The 19547-nt window shown below is 72.2% G+C and carries 14 protein-coding genes; 5 read left to right on the top strand and 9 right to left on the bottom strand.

All coding sequences use genetic code 11. The features are described 5' to 3' along the window. Positions 1-4: 4 nt before the first annotated feature. From ACFQS1_RS05935 to ACFQS1_RS05910, 6 genes are all read right to left on the bottom strand, one after another. Positions 5-1642 carry a lipopolysaccharide biosynthesis protein gene (locus ACFQS1_RS05935; RefSeq protein WP_378965077.1) on the bottom strand — a complete coding sequence of 546 codons (1638 nt, stop codon included), beginning with the start codon at positions 1640-1642 and terminating at the stop codon, positions 5-7. Continuing rightward, positions 1642-3645: a hypothetical protein gene (locus ACFQS1_RS05930; protein ID WP_378965076.1), complete on the bottom strand. Its 2004-nt coding sequence runs from the start codon at positions 3643-3645 to the stop codon at positions 1642-1644. Before ACFQS1_RS05930 ends, ACFQS1_RS05935 begins: the two co-directional genes overlap by 1 nt. Further along, entirely contained in the window at positions 3642-6683 is a 3042-nt protein-coding gene (locus ACFQS1_RS05925; protein WP_378965075.1) for a glycosyltransferase, read from the bottom strand. Before ACFQS1_RS05925 ends, ACFQS1_RS05930 begins: the two co-directional genes overlap by 4 nt. Before the next feature lie 59 nt (positions 6684-6742). Then, positions 6743-7699, bottom strand: a complete 957-nt coding sequence (locus ACFQS1_RS05920; protein WP_378965074.1) for a glycosyltransferase family 2 protein — start codon at positions 7697-7699, stop codon at positions 6743-6745. A gap of 72 nt (positions 7700-7771) precedes the next feature. Next, entirely contained in the window at positions 7772-8374 is a 603-nt protein-coding gene (locus tag ACFQS1_RS05915; RefSeq protein ID WP_378965072.1) for a mycothiol-dependent nitroreductase Rv2466c family protein, read from the bottom strand. Next, on the bottom strand, positions 8371-9081 hold the full coding sequence (locus ACFQS1_RS05910; protein WP_378965071.1) for a TetR/AcrR family transcriptional regulator: 711 nt from the start codon (positions 9079-9081) through the stop codon (positions 8371-8373). Before ACFQS1_RS05910 ends, ACFQS1_RS05915 begins: the two co-directional genes overlap by 4 nt. A gap of 73 nt (positions 9082-9154) precedes the next feature. On the opposite strand from ACFQS1_RS05910, the gene ACFQS1_RS05905 reads away from it, so the two are divergent. From ACFQS1_RS05905 to ACFQS1_RS05885, 5 genes are all read left to right on the top strand, one after another. Next, entirely contained in the window at positions 9155-10579 is a 1425-nt protein-coding gene (locus ACFQS1_RS05905) for an MFS transporter (protein ID WP_378965070.1), read from the top strand. 448 nt (positions 10580-11027) lie between these two features. Then, complete coding sequence (locus ACFQS1_RS05900) at positions 11028-11963, top strand: ABC transporter ATP-binding protein (RefSeq protein ID WP_378965068.1); 936 nt, start codon at positions 11028-11030, stop codon at positions 11961-11963. After that, entirely contained in the window at positions 11956-12777 is an 822-nt protein-coding gene (locus tag ACFQS1_RS05895; protein WP_378965067.1) for an ABC transporter permease, read from the top strand. Before ACFQS1_RS05900 ends, ACFQS1_RS05895 begins: the two co-directional genes overlap by 8 nt. Next, the gene (locus ACFQS1_RS05890; RefSeq protein WP_378965066.1) at positions 12774-13406 is read left to right on the top strand and encodes a TetR/AcrR family transcriptional regulator; all 633 of its coding nucleotides are present in this window, start codon (positions 12774-12776) and stop codon (positions 13404-13406) included. Before ACFQS1_RS05895 ends, ACFQS1_RS05890 begins: the two co-directional genes overlap by 4 nt. A gap of 246 nt (positions 13407-13652) precedes the next feature. Next, positions 13653-14954 carry an FAD-dependent oxidoreductase gene (locus ACFQS1_RS05885; protein ID WP_378965065.1) on the top strand — a complete coding sequence of 434 codons (1302 nt, stop codon included), beginning with the start codon at positions 13653-13655 and terminating at the stop codon, positions 14952-14954. 56 nt (positions 14955-15010) lie between these two features. Here the strand turns inward: ACFQS1_RS05885 and ACFQS1_RS05880 are convergent, their stop codons facing one another. Genes ACFQS1_RS05880 through ACFQS1_RS05870 form a run of 3 tightly spaced genes read right to left on the bottom strand, consistent with a single transcriptional unit; the run spans position 15011 to position 19531 of the window. After that, positions 15011-16726, bottom strand: coding sequence for an AMP-binding protein (locus tag ACFQS1_RS05880; protein WP_378965064.1), 1716 nt, complete (start codon positions 16724-16726; stop codon positions 15011-15013). After that, positions 16723-17721, bottom strand: a complete 999-nt coding sequence (locus tag ACFQS1_RS05875) for a ketoacyl-ACP synthase III family protein (protein ID WP_378965063.1) — start codon at positions 17719-17721, stop codon at positions 16723-16725. The genes ACFQS1_RS05880 and ACFQS1_RS05875 overlap by 4 nt, the downstream gene beginning before the upstream one ends. A gap of 4 nt (positions 17722-17725) precedes the next feature. Then, positions 17726-19531, bottom strand: a complete 1806-nt coding sequence (locus ACFQS1_RS05870; protein ID WP_378965062.1) for a prenyltransferase/squalene oxidase repeat-containing protein — start codon at positions 19529-19531, stop codon at positions 17726-17728. Positions 19532-19547: the final 16 nt, after the last annotated feature.

Below are 19547 nucleotides of genomic sequence, written 5' to 3'. Positions count from 1 at the left end.
GAACTCATCTTGGCCCTTCGAGATGGTCTTCGCCCACCGGGGGCCGGGACCAATGTTTGCCGGTCAGGCGGCGGTCGTCGAAGCGACGCTCGTCCTCCCGGGGCGTCGCCGGGACGGCCCGCCGCTCGCCCCGGCGACGCTCGGGAATGATCCCGGACATTTCGATGGTCGCCGCCACCATGAGCACCTCGGCGTGCACCGGCCGGGTGCGCTCCTCGGTCTCCCGGTTCTCGGTCCCGATCGTGCGCAGCACCCGGACGAACCAGACAAGCGTCGCGGCTCCGGCGATCGCGCGCAGGGACAGGGTGAGCGCGTTCTCGCTCACCCACGCGGAGGCGAGGGCGAGCGCGGCGGCGCCGGCGAGCTGGATCTTGAGGACGGCCGGCGACGGCGGCACCCGGGCGCCCCGGCCGAACGCCTCCAGGGCGACATAGAGAAAGACGTACGCGGCCAGCGTGGCGAAAGCGCACCCCTCCAGCCCGAAGCGGGGCACGAGCGCCAGGTTGAGCCCGACGTTGAGGACCGCGGCGAGCAGCGTGCCGATCGCGGCGGCTCCGGTCCGGCCGTCGGCCATCAGCGTGCGGGTGACGGCGAGCTGGCCCGCGTACGGAATCGCGGTGATCAGGACGATGCACACGACGAAGTGCAGCCGCGCGGGGTGATAGGAGGCGGGCGCCCAGATCCGCAGCACCAGCGGCGCGCCGCACGCGAAGCCGACCACCACCGGGAGCATCAGCCGATACAGCGCGTCCCGGCTCGAGGCCAGCACGCCGCGCCGCTCCGACTCGTCGGCGATGCCGAAGAACCGCGGCATCCAGGCCGAGTTCAGCACCGACAGCAACAACATCGGCATCGAGGCGACGTTGTACGCGACCTGGTAGCGCGCCACCTCCGCGCTGCCCAGTTGCGCCTCCACGACGAGCCGGTCGGAGACCGACAGCACGAACGTGCTCAGCGCGGCCGGCACCAACGGCAGGGCGAAGCGCAGCGCGCGGTCCAGCACGTGCCGGTCGCGCCAGAGCAGCAGGGCCGGCGGCGCCACCACCAGGCCGAGAAGCGCCGCCACGAACTGCGCGGCGACCTGCCCGCCGAGAAACACCTCGGCCGTCGGCCGGTAGAACTTCACCAGGCCCAGCGCGAGGGCCTCGGCCACCACCGCCTGCAGGAAGCTGACCGCGCTGAACATCAGCAGCTTGTCGAGGCTGCGCAGCAGGCCCAGCGAGATGGTGGTCAGCGCCGACGACCCGGCCCACAGCACGGCCCAGCGCAGCGCCGTCTGCTCGTCGCCCATCTCGAGCGCGCCGGCCCAGAACGGCACGGTGAACCAGGCCGCCGCGGAGAAGCCGGCGGTGATCACGAGCGCGGCCAGGATCAGTTGGTGGGCCCCGCGCGGGTTCTCGAAGGTCGAGTATTCGCGCTGCACCGCGGTCTGCAGCCCCAGGCCGGCAAAGACGAACAGGACCTGCATGACCGCGTTGGCCGAGGTGATCGTGCCGAACTCGGGCAAGCCGAGCACCCGCGTGGTGATCGGGGTGAGCAGCGCGGCGCCGATGATCTGCACGGCCCACATCAGCATGTAGAGCGAGTCGCGCCCGAACAGCTGGGCGATGTGGCCCTTCTCCGGCTCCGGGGACGCGGACATCAGGCGCCCGTGTATGCGAAGAGAACCGAGCCGCCCTCGGCGAACACGACCTTCCAGAGCGGCGAGTTGCCGAAGGCGTTGCGCAGCGCGGCGAACCGGGCCGGCGTGTGCAGTCCGTACTCCCAGCCGTAGTACGAGGAGGTCGGCGACCAGAAGGCGAAGAGCCGGTCGGTCGGATCGTTGGAGCCGGAATAGTCGATGAGCGCGTCGGTCATCGTCTCGACCAGGCCCGAGTTCGGCGTGCTGGCGATCGTGAAGTCGTCGGCGGCGTCGATGTCGGTGCGGTAGACCGAGAGGTGGGTGAGCGGCCCGGCGATCGGCCCGCTCGGCACGTCGCCGGGCCCGATGATCAGGCAGTAGTTGACCGCGCCGTCGGTCGGGGTCCGCGCGAAGACCTGGAAGGCGTCGCGGTCGCCCGCGCGCATGACGTTCGAGGCGTCCAGGGCGAAGGTGCCGACCAGGAAGTCGGCCGTGAGCACCGCGACGACGGCGAGCTGAGCGGCCTTCCGGCCGATGTTCGCCTGGGCGGCGAGCACGGCCAGCCACGGAATCGCGAACAACACCGCCCGATAAAGACCTTCTTTTCCGTACGGGTGAGCCACCACGATCGCCAGGCCGGCGCCCGGGCAAGCGACCAATGCCCAGGTGCTCAGACTTCGGCGCTGCCGCCACAGCACGACCAGGACGAGCGCCCCGAGGATGAACAGGCTCAGCAGGAGCGCCGCCTCGGTGGCGAGAAAGACCGGCAGCCGGCCCAGCCCGCCGGAGGTGGTGGGCGTCGGCGTGGTCAGGTTGCCGGAGCTGCCCAGGTCGCTGAGGCTGACGAACCGGCTGAGGTCACGCCAGTTGACGACGGCCCAGAGCGCGGCCGGGCCGAGCACGGTGGCCGGCAGCCACCACGGGCGCTGCCGGCGCAGCAGGACCAGCAGGCACAGCGCGCCGCCGGCGATGTACGGGCTGAGCTGGTGGGTGATCGCGATCGTCGCGCCGAGGACGGTCATCGCCGGCACCTTGTGGCGCAGCGGGAGATCGGAGAGCGCGAAGCCGAAGATCAGGACGGCGAGGACGTATCCCACCGACTGCGGCGAGAAGTAGTCCTGCCCGATCGTGTTGGCCAGCACGCCGAGGACGACGGCGAGCCAGGCCGCCGCGCGGTCCTTGATCACTTGACCGGCGAGGAAGCGCGCGGCCACGACGCCGGACAGGCCGATCAACAGCTGCCACGCGGTCGCCAGGTGGATCGAGTCGCGGATGCCGGCCGCGTCGGCGAGCCAGGCCATCGCCGAGAAGAAGCCCGGCCAGCCGTTGTAGACGTCCACACTCGACTCGAGGACGTGCTGATGACGGATCTGCTCGACCAGCTCGACGTGCTTGGCGGCGGACTGGATCCGGGGCATGTCGTAGACGATCGCCGGGGTGGCGGTCAGCACCACCACGAGCGCGAGCACCCCGGCGGGGTGCCACCGGGAGATCACCAGCGACAGGACGATCACGCCCAGGCCGACGTACCAGACCGGGCCGATCCGCGTCAGGAACCCCCACAGCCCGGGATCGGTGTGCCGGTGGGCGACCGCGGAGATCAGGCAGACCAGGGCGCCGGTGCCGGCCGCGAGCACGCCCGGCCCGGGCCCGGCCGGCTTCTCGGCCAGGCCCCCGAGGCGGATCCGCAGCACCGCGGCGACGTGCAGCGGGACGGTGATCGCGCACACCAGGGCGGTGGCGACGAAGGTCTGCCACCAGCCGATCCCGAGCATCACCGTCGAGACGATCACCAGCGTGGCGAACGCGGCGCCGACGCTCAGCGCGAGCCGCAACGGCAGCCCGATGCGGGGGAACATCGCCCACGGCGCGGCGCCCGCGCCGAACAGGAGGTACACGACGAAGCCGACGACTCGCGGGCCGTGCAGGCCGAGGAGGAACCCGGCCAGGCCGAGGGCGAACGCGCACAGGCTCAGCGCCGAGATGACCAGCCGGGCATGGGCGGTGCTCGACTCGGTCGTCACCTCGATCTTTCCCGGGCGCGCCGGGCGCGCAGGTAGAGCAGCGGGCCGGCGAGGAAGCCGGTGAGCTCGCGGCGCATCGCCCCGGCGGGGGCCGCGACCGTGGCGCCGAGCCGCTCGTTGGTGCGGCTGCGGATCTGGGCGATCCGGATGAGCCCGGCCGGCACCCGTCTGAGCAGCCGGTTACGGGTCGACGGGTCGAGCAACAGCTTGGTCAGGTACGCGGTCAGGCCGGTGCCGTAGCCGTACATCTGCTCCAGCAGCGACGCCTCGTCGGCCCGGTGGTGGTGCCAGACCACGGCGGACGGCTCGTAGGCGATCGCCCCGCCGTCGAGCAGGATCCGCACGAAGATGTCGAGGTCCTCGCCGCCGCGGGTGAGCGTGCCGGCCCCCAGCGCCTCGTCGAAGCCGCCCGCCCGGACCAGCCGCTCCCGCTGGAAGGCGAAGCTCGCACCGGTGCCGAAGATGCCCGCCGAGAACGGGTAGAGCACGCCGTACCGGTCGCCCATCGACAGGTCGAAGAACTGCGGCCGGCAGCGGGTCGACCAGGAGGCGAGCCGCGCGTCGAAGTACGCCTCCGAGCCGTTGCCGATCGCCGCGGTGCAGACCAGGCCGGTCACGCAGGCCACGTCGTCGCGCCGCTGGAAGCCGCGGATCAGCCCGTGGATCCAGCCGCGGTCGACCGCCACGTCGTCGTCGGTGTAGGCCAGGTAGCGGCCGCGGGCGGCGGCGAGCCCGGCGTTGCGGGCCCGGGACAGGCCGGGGCGCGGCTCGCGGACGTAGCGGAACCGGTCGTCGCCGGCCGCGTACCGCTCGACCACGGCCCGGGTGGCGTCGTCGGCGGGCGCGTTGTCGACGACGAGGAACTCGACCGGCCGGTAGGCGACCGCGGCGAGCCGGTCGAGGCAGGCGGGCAGCGACTCGCTGCGGTTGCGGGTACAGACCACGACCGAGACCAGCGCGTCGGAGACGACATGGTTGGGGCAGTTGCGGGTCGGCCCGGCCGGGCGCCACCCGTCCCGCTCGGCCTCCTCGGGGATCTCGGCGCCCTCCTCGATGAGGTGCGCCACCAGCGGGTCGCCGAGCTCGCGCCAGGCGGCGGCCCGGATCTCGTCGTGATCGCGCGGCGTGCCGGTACGCGGCCGGGTCACGTAACCGAGCGGCTCGCCGTGCAGCCGGACGAGCACCCGCATCGTGGTCTCGTCGCGCGGCGGGACCATCGCCGACGTCGCGTCCCCGGCCAGGTCGAAGTCGCAGCACCAGATGGCCGGCGTGGCCGGCTCGGCCGGGTGGCTCCCGGCGCGGCGCATCAGGGCCAGCACGCCGCTCGCCAGGCCACCCAGCTCGCGCCGCAGGACGTCGCGTGGATCGAGCCGGGCCGGATCGGCCAGCTGGTGCAGCAGCTCGACGGGGGTGGTCTCGCGGCACACCTCGACGCGGGGCAGGGCGTACCGGTTGCCGGGAGCGGGATGGGCCCGCGCGGTGGTGAGCGCGAACGCGGCGGCGTATCCGGCCCGCCGGGCGCGGTCGCGGACGCGACGATCGTGCTCGCCGTACGGGTATGCGAGGAACCGCGCCTCGCCGTGCCCCAGCGCGGTCACCGCCGTCCGCGACCCGGCGAGGTCGGCCCGCAGGACGGCGTCGCCCAGCGTGGTGAGGTGGGCGTGCCGGCGGCTGTGCGAGGCCAGCTCCCAGCCGCGGCCGTGGATCTCGCCGAGCTGCTCGGCGGTGAGCAGGGGCAGCTTGCCCGCGCCGTGTGCCACGTCCCACGCGTTGTAGCCGCCGATCTCGTCGCTGACGACGCAGACCACCGCGGGGATGCCGTGCCGCTCGAGGACCGGCGCCGCGTGGGTGAGCATGCTCTCGTACGCGTCGTCGAAGGTCAGCAGCACGCTGCGCGGCTTGAGCGGCCGCCCCGCCAGATGCTCCAGCAGGTCGTCGCCGTCGATGAAGGTGTACCCGGCCTGGACCAGCGCCGAGATCTGCGCCGCGAACCGCGCGGGGGCGACGCTGTACCGCCCGACGCGCGGATCGTCGATCTCCTCGATCGCGTGGTAGGCGAGGATGCCCACCCCGGTGGCCGCGGTGCGGACCAGCCCGCCGTTCGCCCGCGCCCCGGTCCAGTACGCGATGTCGCGCACCTTCGCGAAGAAGAACTCGGTGGCCAGATCCATCCGCCCGCGGTCCACCCGCTCGACGACCCGGCTGCTGAGCGCCCGCACCGGGGCCTGCGGCAGCGTGGCGATCGCCTTGGCGAGGCGCCCGTCGAGGGTGTCGCCGCGGTGCCCGGCGCTGAGCACCGCGCCGAGGCCCGGATGCTTGCGGGAGAGGATGGCGTCGGACTCGCCGGCCTGCCGCCACTGGCGGATGTTCTGCTCGGCCGAGACCACGTACCGCTGGTGGGAGACGGCGTTCGGGGCGAACCGGGCCCGCGCGCCCTCCTGCAGCAGCCGGTAGACGAGGTCGGTGTCCTCGCCGCCGAAGGTGCCGTGTGCGGTGAGGGCCCGGTCGAACCCGCCGACCTTGGTGAACCATTCCGCACGCACCGACAGCTGCCCGGTGAGGAAATCGGCGACGCCGAGCCGCCCGCCGGACAGGTCGAGCCGGACCCGCCGCTCGGTCGCCCACCGCTCGACGCCGCGGGTCAGGATGTTCACCGGCGAGCGGTCGTCGATCTGCATGTGCCCGACCACCGCGTCGGCGCCGGCGAGGAGGGTCTTGTCGTGCTCGATGATCAGATCCGGCTCGACGGTCATGTCGTCGTCGAGGAAGAGCAGGAACCGGCCGCGGGCGACGGCGGCCCCGGCGTTGCGGGCCGCGGCGGCGCCCCGGTTCGGCTGGTCCAGCACCTTGATCGGCAACGGCAGCACCAGCTCGCCCAGCGCCTCGGCCGTGCCGTCGGTGGAACCGTCGACCACCACGATCAGCTCGCACGGCCACGGCCGGACGGTCGCCGCTATCGAGGCCACGGTGTCCCGCAGAATGTCCCGCCGGTTATAGGTGGGAACGATGATGCTGAAGCGGAATGGTGTTGCGTTCACGGTCCTTTTCCCCGATCGCCGTTGCGATCAGGATCCGTCGCTTTCGCCGCGGATCGGGCCTATTCCCGGAATTGGGTCAGCGGCGCGCGGCGCAACGACTCGACGACATATCCGGCCACCGTGCTGCCGAGGCCGGCGAGCACCACGCCCGCGCGGAGCAAACCGTCCGGGCGGCGCCGGGCCCCCGCGATCCCGTTGAGCACCGCCGCCGGCAGCGTGATCCGCACGTACCGGCGCTCGGTCGACAGGGCGGCGCCGGCCCCCTGCAGCAGTGAGACGATCCGCTTCGACCGCCCCTCGTGATAGCAGCGGCTCAGGAAGTAGCGCATGGTCTGCCGGGCGGCCGGCACGTAGTGGTCGACCGCGGTCAGCGGGTCGAAGACGACCTGGTGGCCCGGGTCGTACGCCGCCACCCGGATGCAGAACTCGGTCTCCTCGCAGCCCACCGGCTTGGTGCCGACCCGGCCGATCGCCTGGGAGAAGCCGCCCACCTCGGCGAAGACCGATCGGCGCACCGCCATCGACGCGCCGATCGGGTTGCGTACCCGGCTCTTGACCTCGGGCAGGCCGCGGTAGCTGCACCCGACCACCCAGCCGAACTCGTCGGGGAACCAGCGCGGGGCGTGCCCGCCCTCCCAGCTCGGCCGGACCGCGGTGCCGGCCACCGCCACGTCGTCGGTCGCGAACGCCGCCCGCAGCCCGGCCATCCAGCCGGGGGCGGCGACCGCGTCGTCGTCGAGGAACGCCACCACATCGCCGCGGGCGCTCTCGACGCCGGTGTTGCGGGCGTCGGAAAGGCCCGGGCGGCCGCCGTTGGCGACCACCCGGGCCCGGGGGAACTCGGCGCGCGCCCACTCGAGCAGCGCGTCGTTGTGGTCGATCACCAGGATCAGCTCGTCGCGCTCGTCCAGCTGGGCCTCGACCGAGGCGCCGGCGCGGCGCAGATCCGGCCGGCGCTGGTCGGCGTAGCTGCAGATCACGACGCTGATCGAGGCGTACGTATCGACCTTGTGCATGGCGGCCAGTACGGCCGGCCACTAGGTGTTCTTGAGGATTGCTCCCTCGGCGGTTAGCAAAATCACCGCGGGTCAGTCGAAGTTCAGCCCGCCCGTCCGGGTCCGCTTCAGCTCGAAGAAGTCGGGGTACGACGCCAGCGCCACCGCGCCGTCGAAGATCTTGAGCGCGTCGTCGCCGCGCGGGATGCTGGACAGCACCGGCCCGAAGAACGCGATCCCGTCGATGTGCATGGTCGGGGTGCCCACGTCGTCGCCGACCGGGTCCATCCCCTCGTGGTGGCTGCGGCGCAGCTCTTCGTCCCACTCGGTGGCGGTGGCCGCCTCGGCCAGCTCGGCGGGCAGGCCCACCTCGGCCAGCGCCTCGCGGACCACCACGTCGAAGTCCTTGTTGCCCTGGTTGTGAATGCGGGTGCCGAGGGCGGTGTAGAGGGGGGCGAGCACCTCGTCGCCGTGCTTCTCCTTGGCCGCGGTCACCACCCGGACGGTGCCGAGCGATCGGTCGACGAGCTCGCGATACCACTCGGGGAGGTCGCGGCCCTCGTTGAGCACGTAGAGGCTCATCACGTGGAAGCGGAGGTCGACGTCGTCGCGGAGGCTCTTGACCTCGAGCATCCAGCGAGAGGTGATCCAAGCGAAGGGGCAGGCGGGGTCGAAATAGAAGTCGACTGTTGTCACGCTTCGACGGTACGCCGGGCGCGGGCGTCCGGCTGATCCAATTCCGCGGCGATCGAGTGGGCCATCGCCTCGACGCCGGCCATCGCCAGGTCGATGCCGAAGGCGTAGTAGCGCTCGGTGTCGAGCGCCCGCGCGTACGTCGCGGCGAAGGCGACCACCATGGGGTATTTGTCGGCCGGGAGGCTCTCCATCGAGAGGCGCTTCTGCCGGCGCCATTCGGCGGCCTGGTCGGCCGGCACGTTCATCGGGCAGTCCGGCTGCGCCTGCACCAGGCCGATCGCGGTGTGCAGCAGGTGGGTCGCCACCCAGTATGCCTCCTCGATGCCGAACCCGGCCTCGGTGAGCAGGGCGAGCGCGTCGTTGGTGGCCCGGGTGAAGCTCTCGCCCTGGCTCTTGTCGATCGCGAACATGAGGTCGGCCAGGCTGGGGTGCTGGCGCATCACTGTGACGAGCGCCTCAACCATCGCGCGCAGCTGCTTCGGCCACGGATCCGTGGCGGCACGGTCGGCCCGGACGGTGGAGAGCGCGTGGTCGACGACCCCGAGCAGCAGCTCGTCCTTGTTCTTGAAATGCCAGTACAGGGCCATCGGCGTGACGCCCAGCTCCTGCGCGAGGCGGCGGATCGTGACCGCCTCCACGCCCTCCTCGTCGCCGAGCCGCAACGCCCGCTCGGCGACCGCCGCCCTGCTCAATCTCTCGCCTGCCACTTGACAACCATACAACGTATAGGTGTCATGTACCTAGTACATGTACGTTGTACAAGGACGCCGTACAGGGGGAATGATGGACAAGAACCGCAGGTGGTGGGCGCTGGTGGCGGTCGCGCTCGGCACCTTCATGACGTATCTCGACAACAACGTGGTCAACGTGGCCCTCCCGTCCATCCAGCGGGACCTCGAGCTGAGCCTCTCCGGGCTGGAGTGGATCGCCAGCGCGTACGTGCTGGTCTTCGCCGGCCTGCTGCTGGCCGGCGGCCGGATCGCCGACGTGCTCGGCACCCGCACGGCGTTCTTCGCCGGCCTCGCCGTCTTCACCGCCGCCTCGGTCGCGGCCGGCCTCGCGCAGAGCCAGGAGATGCTGATCGGCGCCCGCGCGGTGCAGGGCATCGGCGCGGCGCTGCTCACCCCGGCCTCGCTGGCCCTGCTCCCCCAGCTCTTCCCCGACCCGCGCGAGCGCGGCACCGCGATCGGCATCTGGGGCGCGGTCGGCGCGCTGGCCCTGGCGATCGGCCCGTTCACCGGCGGGTGGCTCAGCCAGCACGCGTCCTGGGGCTGGATCTTCCTGATCAACGCGCCGATCGGCGTGGCCACCGCCGCCCTGACCGCATGGAGCGTCCCGGCCGCCCGGCGCGGCGCCGCCCGCGGCTTCGACGTGCCCGGCGTGCTCACCTCGTCGGTCGCGCTGTTCGCCCTCACGTACGCGCTCATCGAGGGCGAGTCGCGCGGCTGGACCTCCGGCGTGATCCTGGCGTCGTTCGCGGTCGCCGCGGTGGCCGCCGTCGCGTTCGTGGTCATCGAGCTGCGCTCGGCCAACCCGATGATGGATCTGGGCTTCCTGCGGCAGCGGGTGTTCACCGGCGGCCTGCTCGCCATGGGCCTGTGGGCGTTCGGCGTCTTCGGCATCTACTTCTACACGGCCATCTACTTGCAGAACGTGCTCGGTTTCTCGCCCACCGAGGCGGGGTCGGCGTTTGTGCCGATGGCGCTGGTCATGGCCGTGACGGCGACGCTCGCGCCGCGGCTGGAGGTGCGCTTCGGCGCCGGCCGCACGGTGGCGCTCGGCCTGGGCCTGATGGCGGTCGCGATCTTCGGCATCTCCGGCTACGGCGAGGGCACCACGTACGGCGACCTGCTCGGCTGGTTCCTGCTCTACGGCGTCGGCGGCGGCATGCTGGTCCCGCTGAACAACGTGATCGTCGGCGCGCTGCCGGCCGAGCGGGCCGGGGTCGGCTCGGGCATGCTCAACGTCTCCCGCGAGGTCTTCGGCCTGCTCGGCATCACCATCCTCGGCGCGATCCTGACCAACCGCTCCAACGCGGCCAGCGGCGCCGAACTGCACCGGTACCTGGCCGGCTACCAGTTCTCGCTGGTGGTGGCGGCGATCCTGGTGGCGGTGGGGGTGCCGGTGGCGCTCTGGTCGCTGCGGGCGGCGCGTCCGGCTCCCGAGGCCGTGACCCCCGAACCGCAGCAGCTCGAGTTGGTCTGAGTGGTCGGGAAGCGGCGGCGAGCTCCACCCGAAGCGGCAACGTGACGCTGAAGGTGGCGCCGGCCGCCGCCGCCGGTCCGGCGTCTCAGCCGGTTCGGCGTCGCCTCCTCTTGCGCGCCCGCAGCAGCGTGCGCACGGCCGGCCCCTGCAGTCCGGCGCCTACGCCGGCGAGAAGACCGCCCGGAGCGTACATGTCGGCCTGGGTGTGAATGGCATGAACGAGCAACCCGACGCCGGTCAGATAGACGGCCCCACCGACGATCGCCCGGGCCAGAGTCCGCCCTCGGCGGGGCGCCGCGTAGTTCACCCCGGACAGTCAACCAGGCAGTCGATCAAGCTGCCAGGCCGGTCGCCACATTCGCCGCCACCACTGTTAACGCGTCAGTGTTGACTCGTGAGAGTTGTCGTGCGAGTGTTTATTTGTGAGTAACAGTCAGGGTGTGGGCTGATGGATGCGATTTCGGTGCGCCATCTGGTCAAGCGGTACGGCGACCGCGAGGTCGTCCACGACGTCAGTTTCACCGGGCGGCAGGGCGAGACCGTGGCGGTCCTCGGCGCCAACGGGGCCGGCAAGACCACGACCGTCGAGATTCTCGAGGGCTTCCGGGATCGCACGGCGGGCGAGGTGACCGTGCTCGGCACCGACCCGCGCGACGGCGGTCCGCACTGGCGGGCCCAGCTGGGCATTGTCCTGCAGTCCACCGGGCTCGACGCGGAACTGACCGTCGCCGAGACCCTGGCCTTCTACGGCAGCCTCTACCGCAAACCCCGGCCGTACGCCGAGGTGATGGAGTCGGTGGGTCTCACCGAGCAGGCCAAGGTCCGCCTCGGCCAGCTCTCCGGCGGCCAGCTGCGCCGCGTCGACCTCGGCGTCGGCATCATCGGGCGGCCCCGGGTGCTGTTCCTTGACGAGCCGACCACCGGCTTCGACCCGGCCGCTCGCCGGCAGGCATGGGCGATCATCGAGGCGCTCCGGGCCGAGGGCACCACCGTGCTGCTCACCACCCACTACCTTGAGGAGGCGCAGCGGCTCGCCGACCGGGTGGTGGTGATCGCCGACGGCCGCGTGGTCGCCGACGACACCCCGGACGGGATCGCCGAGCACGTCGGCCTGCGCACCGAGGTCACCTTCCGGCTCGGGGCCGCCGTTCAGCGCTCCGACCTCACCGGGCCGCTGTCCGGCGCCGAGGTCGACGGCGAGCAGGCCACGATCCGTACGGCCGAGGTCACCCGGGTGGTCGGCGCGCTCACCGACCTGGCCCGCTCCCGGTCCGCCGAGCTGGCCGGGCTGTCGGTCACCCCGGCCAGCTTCGAGGAGGTCTATCTCCGGCTCACCACGCATCCGGCCAAGGAGAACGGCGAGACGGAGGTGAGCCATGTCTGAGGTCCTCGCCGGCGAGCCACCGGCACCGGTCTCGGCGCTGAGCTATCTCGGTGGCCAGATCAAATACCAGATCCGCCTGCTGATCCGTACGTCGCGGGCGCTGGTCTCGGCGATCCTGCTGCCCGCGCTGCTGCTGATGGCGCTCAAGATGAGCTCGGACAGCACGCCCGCCTCGACGTTCAGCTACCTGGTCGCGGGGGCCGTCGTGTTCAGCGTGATCTCGATCGGCTACGTCACCCATGCCACCGGCCTGGTCGGCGCCCGCGAGCAGGGCGTGCTCAAGCGACTGCGGGGCACGGCGCTGCCGGCCTGGTGCTATCTCACCGGCCGGGTGGTCGCGACGCTGATCGTCGCGCTGCTGTCGTCGGCCGTCGCACTGGCGGTCGCGTGGGACGTGGTGCACGTCCACATCGCGCTGTCCCGGGTGCCCGCGCTGGCGCTGGCCGTCGTGATCGGCACGCTGTGCTGGGCGGCGCTCGGCACCGCGGTGGCCGGCCTGATCCCCCGGCCGGCGTCGGCCTGGCCGGTGCTCTCGCTGACTTACCTGCCGCTGCTGTTCATCTCCGGCGTGTTCTTCCCGGCGACCGAGGAGCCGGCCTGGGTCTACCGGCTGGCGGGCTGGCTGCCGGCGCAGCCGTTCGCCGCACTGGTCGAGAGCGGGCTGACCGGGTCGGCCGCCGGGGTCGGCCGGCATGTCGCGATCCTCGGCGCGTGGACGCTCGCCGGGGTCGTCCTCTCCGCGCTGACCTTCCGCTGGCTGCCCCGCGCCGGTCGGTCCTCGGCGAAGAGGCCGGTGGGTAGAGTGACCGCATGACCGGGCCGGCGGCGAAGGGCAGGGTGCGCAAGGCGACGCCGCCGACCCCGACCGGCCGCGTGCTGCTGGGGCGCCAGGATCGCCGGCGGGCCGTGATCGAGGGCGCCCGCCACGCGTTCGCGCGCAACGGGTTCGCGGCGACCGTCCTCGACGAGGTGGCCGCCGAGGCGGGCATCAGCAAGGTCATCCTCTACCGGCACTTCGACTCCAAGGCGTCGCTCTACCAAGCGGTACTCGACGACGTGGCCGAGCGCCTGACCGAGGCGGTCCGTGCGCCGTCCGGGCTGGGCGCCGGGAGCCTGAGCGCGCTGGCCGCATTCGCCGCCGACGATCCTGACGGCTTCCGCCTGCTGTTCATCCACGCCGCGCACGAGCCCGAGTTCCAGAGCTACGCGGTGGAGCTCTCCACCGAGGCGATCGCGATCAGCGACGACCACCTCCGCGACCGCATCCCCGACGAGGGCCTGCGGCGGTGGGCGTCCCGGCTGATGCCGGCCCTGGCCATCGAGGTCATCGAGTCCTGGCTGGACAGCGGCCGGCCGGGCACGCCCGAGACAGCGGCCGACGCCGCCCGCACCATGCTGCACACGATGACCGCGGTGATCTCGAAAAGCGCCGGCCCGACGTAGCCGACGGCCGGGACGATCGGCGCCGGGCTCCTCGCCGAGGCGGTCGTCGTCATGCTGCGCGCGCCGTTGGCGGCCCGCCACGGCGCGGCAGGTTGACGGCCGGCGCAATGATTCACCAGAGATGCATCATCGGTAATGGTTGCTCGCGGTCGAGCTGGCGGCAAGTCGGCCCGGCCGTGCGAGAACGGCGTTCAAATCAATTGATCGACACTGGATAAGCATCTCGGAAAAGACTAGTATCGGCTCGTGAGGGCGATTATCAGCGACTACGACGTCATCGTTTGCGGAGCCGGCGCGGGCGGCCTCACGGTCGCCGCCGAGTTCGGCCGGCAGGGCCGGCGGGTGCTCCTTCTCGACAAGCTGACCGACACCGTGGAAACGTTCAAGGGCGAGCTGCTGCAGCCGGGTTCGCTGGTCACGCTCGAGCGGCTGGATGCTCTTGACAAGCTGCTGGCCAGCGGCGCCACCCGGATCAACCGGCTGGTCAGCACGACCGCCGACGGCGTCGAGTTGTGCGCGATGGATTATCGGTGGCTGCCGAGCCGGCACAATCATTGCCTGACCCACACCTACAAGGGAATTCTCGACAATTTCATCGGAATTCTGCCGGCCTCGGTGGAATTCCGTCGCGGCGTTTCGGTGAGCCGTGCCGTTCGCGGCGACGACGGACGTGTCGGCGGCGTCGAAATTCGCACCTCGAGCGGCCTCAGAACGGTGCGTGCACCGCTCGTGGTCGCCGCCGACGGGCATTCCTCCAAACTGCGCTCACAACTCGGCATAGAGACAAGCCCCATTCCGTACGCTCATCAGGTCGTGGCGATAGATCTGACCGACGTCCCCAGCCTCGCGAGTCAGGCCACGACGTTCATCACCCCGCGAGGAATGCGGGTGATGTATCCGATGCCCAACGCCGGCGGCCGGCTCTACCTCCAGATCGCCAAGGGGCTGGTCAACCAGATCGGCAAGGAGTCCCTGCGCGAGTGGGTCGACCAGGCGATCGCCGAGTGCCCCGCGCTCGCGCCGATGACCGAGGCGATCCACCGCGGCCTGCCCGGGTCGCGGGTGCTCTCCGCTCGCCGGTTCGTCGCGCCCGAGTTCTACCGCGACGGCATGCCGCTGCTCGGCGACGCGGCCCACGCCGTGCACCCGATGGCCGGTCAGGGCATGAACGCCGCGATCGCCGACGCCGTCGCGCTGGCGGCCTTCTTCGACGAGATCGACCTGACCGATCGCCGGCCGGTCGACCGCGCCCTGCAGCGGTATGCCGCCAAGCGCATCCCCGAAGTCCGGACGCTGTCCGAGTTCAGCCACCGCTTCGCCGACCTCTTCACCGACACGCTCACTGCGGCCCGCTACGCGAAGACGCGGTACGTGCTCCGCTGCCACGGCAGCAACGAGCGGTTGTGCTACAAGATCATGCACAACATCTCCGGGCTGGGTTACCTGCGTTTCTCGGCGCTCGACCGCCTCCAGCAGGTCGGCTTCCCCGACCGGCACGCGCACCGGCTGCCGGCCGCGACGCCGATTCCGGAGCCGATCGCGAGCTGACAGCGCCGGCCGGGGGCCGACGCTGCCGGGGGGCAACGGCGTCGCCCCCACCGAGCTCAGGCCGACACGGCCGCCGCATCGTCCAGCAGGCTCACGAGGTGGTTCCGGTCGAGCTTCGCGTGCGCGGTCAGCCGGAACGACGCGACGGCGAACACGCGACGCGGCACCATGTAGTACGGCAACGTCTTCGCCAGCTCCCGCCGCACCGCCGACTCGTCCACCGCCGACGCCTCGACGAACAGCACCAGCTCCGCGCGCCCGGCGTCGCCGGAGCGCACCGCGGCCACCCGGGCGCCGCCCAGCACGCCGGCTGCGACCGTCTCGATCTCGCCCAGCTCGACGCGGTAGCCGCGCACCTTGACCTGCCCGTCGATCCGGCCGAGATGATGCAGCAGGCCGGCCTCGTCCCACTCGGCGAGGTCGCCCGTGCGGTACCAGTCCGCGCCGTCCTCGTGGGTGAACTTCGCCGCGGTCAACGCCGCGTCCAGGTATCCGTGGAACACCTGCGGGCCGCCCAGGAGGAGCTCGCCGTCCGCACCGAGCCGGACCCGGACGGTCGGCGCCGGAGTACCGATCGGCAGGATCCGGCCATCGGGCACCGCGTCGCCGGGCGCCATCCGGTGGGTCGTCGCCCAGATCGTCGCCTCGGTCGGGCCGTACACGTTGTCGACGATCGCGAGCGGAGCCGCCGCCCGCGCCGCTTCCACCGTGCCGCGGGGAAGCGGCTCACCACCGATCACCAGGTGTCGCAGGCGGGGAAGCGAGCCCGGCGCCAGGTGCCCGGCGGACGCGGCCGAGTCGAGCAGGCTGGGCGTGCAGGCCCACACCGTCACCCCGTACCGGTTGGCGGTGTCCGCCGGGTCGAGCGCCTGGAGCCGGGAGACCGGCAGCAGGGCCGCACCGGTGCTCCACGCGCCCCACATCTCGAACACCGAGAAGTCGAACGTCAGCCCGTGGCATTGCGAGAAGATGTCGCCCGGCCCGACGGCGAAGGCCGGCATGGCCTGGGTCAGGAACGCGTGGACGTTGCCGTGGGTGATGCCGACGCCCTTGGGGCCGCCGGTCGATCCGGACGTGAAGATGAAGTAGGCGACCTGATCGGCTGGCACCTCCGGGACGGCGGCGCGGTGCGGCCCCGGTTCCGGCGTCGCACGGGCGTCCACCGTCCGCAGCTCGCCCATCGCGGCCAACTGGGCGGCGACCACCGGGTTGGCGCGCTCGTCGGTGTGCACCACGCACCGGACCCCGGCCTGCCGGGCGATCTCGGCGTTGCGGGCCGGCGGGAAGTCCAGCGACAGCGGAACCACCGCGGCCCCGGCGTACAGGGCCGCGAGGTAGGCGCGGTAGGTGGCCGCCTCCCGCTCCCCCAGCACCGCGACCACGCCGCCGTCGCCGATCGTGGCGGCCAGGGCGCTTGCCTGCGCCGCCATCTCCGCATACGTCGTGGTCCGGTCGCCCTCGATCACGCACGCCGCGTCGGGATGCGCGACGGCCGAGCGGGCGAACCAGTCGATCAGCGGCCGGACCAGCTCGACCGGCGGGTGGGACGCGTGCCGGTCGACGAAGGCCCACAGCGCTTCCACGCTGCGGAAAGCGCGCTCGTCGAAGGAGCGGAGGTCGATGCCGTACCGCTGCCCGAGGGTCCGTCCCAGCCGGAGCATGCCCATGGAGTCCAGCCCGTAATGCGTGAGCGGGGTGTCCGCCGCCGGTTCGGCGCCGGGCAGCTGCGCCCGCAGGATCTGCTCGAAGGTGCTGTCCCAGGGCACGGTCACCGCTCCTCCACGATCTCGAGCACGGCCGCGGTGACGGTGTAGCCGGTGCCGCCGCCCAGCAGCAACACCCGGTCGCCCGGCCGGACCTTTCCGGTGGTGATCAGGTGGTGCAGGCCGATGAACTGATCGGCGGTGCCGATGTGCCCGGTGGTCCGGCCGAACTCCCAGGTGGACCGCTCGATCGGCAGGCCGAGCATGCGGTCGAGCTGGATCTGCGTCCGCCACCGGGTGGTGACGACCGGGATCACGTACGCGAGCCCGTCCGCGGTCGTCCCCGCCTCGGCCAGCACCTTGCCGAGGCACTCGTGCAGCAGCGCCTCCATCCGCGAGTAGTGCTCGAGCATCGGCACGTCGGTCTGGTGGAACCGGCCGCGCATCGCGTCGAAGTCGACCGGGCTCAGGTCGCCGCCGGAGCCGAACTCGCCGCCCCGCGCCTCGCCCTCCAGCGAGTTCTCGGCCAGCGTGATCAGCGAGCGGACCCGGGCGAAACCGCCGGCGCCGCTGAGCACCACCGCGCTGCCGCCGTCGGCCAGCACGGACTGATCGCCGTACCAGCGCCGAACCCAAGGATTGTCGAAACGGTCGCCGGCGGTGACCAGCACCGCGTCGTCGGGGCCGGTGACGAACCGGCGGGCGAGCTCCAGCGAGCCCATCGCCCCGTTGCACTCCTGGACCACGTCGAACGAGGGAACCGACGCCCCGGCGGTGTGCCGGGCGACGTAGGGCGCGGCCTGCCAGTACCGGGCGCCCTGATAGTCCACGTAGGAGTGGAAGACCGCGCGGACCGTGCCGATCTGGTCGCCGGCCATCGCCAGCGCGTCCCGGCCGGCCGCCGCGGCCATCTCGGCGGGGTAGAGCTCGGTCTCCACGCAGGCCGACTCGACCTCGTCGGCCGCCGCCGACTCGGCGTCGTAGTGACCGGCGGCGATCGCCTCGGCCGCGGTCTGCCGGCTCGGCAGGTAGACCCCGACACCGGCCACGTACAGGTCGTTCATGTGCTCACACCGTCTTTCCGGGATCGGGGGTCGCGGTCCACGGCGGCCGGGCGAAGGCCCCACTGGTGGTGCCGCCGCGGCGCACCAGCTCGCGGTACCGGGCGAGGGCCTGCAGGGCATATCCGTTGGCCGTGTGGTCGTGCCGGTACAACAGCTCGAGGAAATAGACGCCCAGCAGGCTGGGCCGCCACAGGTGATCGGGGCCGCGGTGCTCGACGAGCCAGCCGGCGCCGCGGGACGGCATCGCCTCGGCCGGGTCGACGCCCGCCGCGCACAGGCCGAGCATCGCCATCGCGGTCTCCTCGACCGTCGAGCGGCCGGGGCCGAGCGCGTCGCCCCACCCCCCGTCGGAGTTCTGGGTGAGCCGCAGCCACGAGATGCACCGCCGGGCGACCGGCGAGCCGGCCAGCCCGACGTCGGCCAGCGCCCGCAGCACCGACCCGGTGCCGGCGGTACGCCCGAGATACCACTTGTTGTCGATGCCGCCGTCGGGGTGCTGCACCTTGGCGAACCACCGGTACGCGGCGGTCAGCCGGGGATCGCCGGGCGGGCACATGCCGGACAGCCCGAGCGCCGAGACCGCCTCGGCCGACATCACCGCGCACGGCCCGTACAGCACCTTGGGCGACCGCGCCTTGCCGACCATCGCGAACGAGGGGTCCATCGTGGCCAGTCGCCCGACCTGCGCGAAACAGCTCCAGGAGCCGTCGTAGTTCTGCTGGTCGAGCAGCCACTGGGCGCCACGGCGTACCTGCTCGTCGCGTACGTCGTGGCCGTCGCCGGCGATCGCGATCACCGCGTCCCCGGTGTTCCCGCTGTTCGGCCAGCCGGACGGCAGGCCCCAGCCCCATCCGCCCGGCGGCGCGCCGGTCCAGATGAAGTCCTCGTCGCGCTGGGCCGCCCGGATCCAGCGCACCGCCTTCGCCACGCGCGGATCGGCGCCGAGGCCGACGTGCTGCATGCCGGCCGTGATGAAGTTGGTCGCGTCGACCTCGAGGTCACGGGTGACCGCCCAGGCGCCCTCGGGCTTGATCGTCGCGCGGAAGTACTTGAGGCAGTGCCGGACGATGTCCGGGCGCAGGCCGGCGAGCGTCAGGCCGATGCACACATTGGCCGACATCATCGGCGACTCGACGAAGCCGCCGTCCGGGCCCTCGAAGCCGACGAGGCCCTCGAGGTAGGCGATGGCCGGCGGCGTGGCGGCCCGGTTGATCGCGGCCCGCGCCCGGCCGGCCGGCAGCAGTTCGGCGCACATCAGGCCCCACGCCATCGCGGTCGGCATCGCGAAGGTCAGCTTGCGGCGCAGCGGAGCCGGCAGCAGCGCCAGCTCGATCGGCACCCGCAGCAGCCCTTCGTTGCTCATCAGCCCGGCCAGCACCAGGTAGAAGTGCACGAGCACGGCCAGCGAGCAGCGCTCGACGTCGCGGACCGCCTCGGCCCCGCCGAACTGCTCGACCCGGGCCCAGCCGCGGCTGATCTGCTCGGCGGCGGCGTCCGGCGCGATCAACGCCAGCGCGGCGACCGACAGCGCGGTGCCGTTGAGCGTCGCCTCGGTGTCCACATCGTCACCCCAGCCGCCGTCCGCGCCCTGGGTGCGCAGCAGGAAGGCCAGCCCCCGCTCGATCAGGTCGCGGCAGCCGACGGGGTCGGCCAGGTGCATGGCGATCAGCACGTCGGCGGTGGCGCCCGGGCTGGCCGAGAGCCGCCCCTCCCAGCTGCCGTCGGGACGTTGCAGCGCGAACAGCGCGTCCGTGGTCTCGGCCAGGGCCGCGTCGAGCCCGGTCAGCCGGGTCGCGTCAGTGGTGGTCATGTCGTCTCCTCGCCGT

The organism is Paractinoplanes rhizophilus (assembly GCF_042664765.1).
In the GTDB taxonomy this organism is placed as follows: Bacteria; Actinomycetota; Actinomycetes; order Mycobacteriales; family Micromonosporaceae; genus Actinoplanes; species Actinoplanes rhizophilus.
The sequence above is the reverse complement of the archived record's forward strand: the minus strand, read 5'-3'. Positions and strand labels throughout refer to the sequence as shown.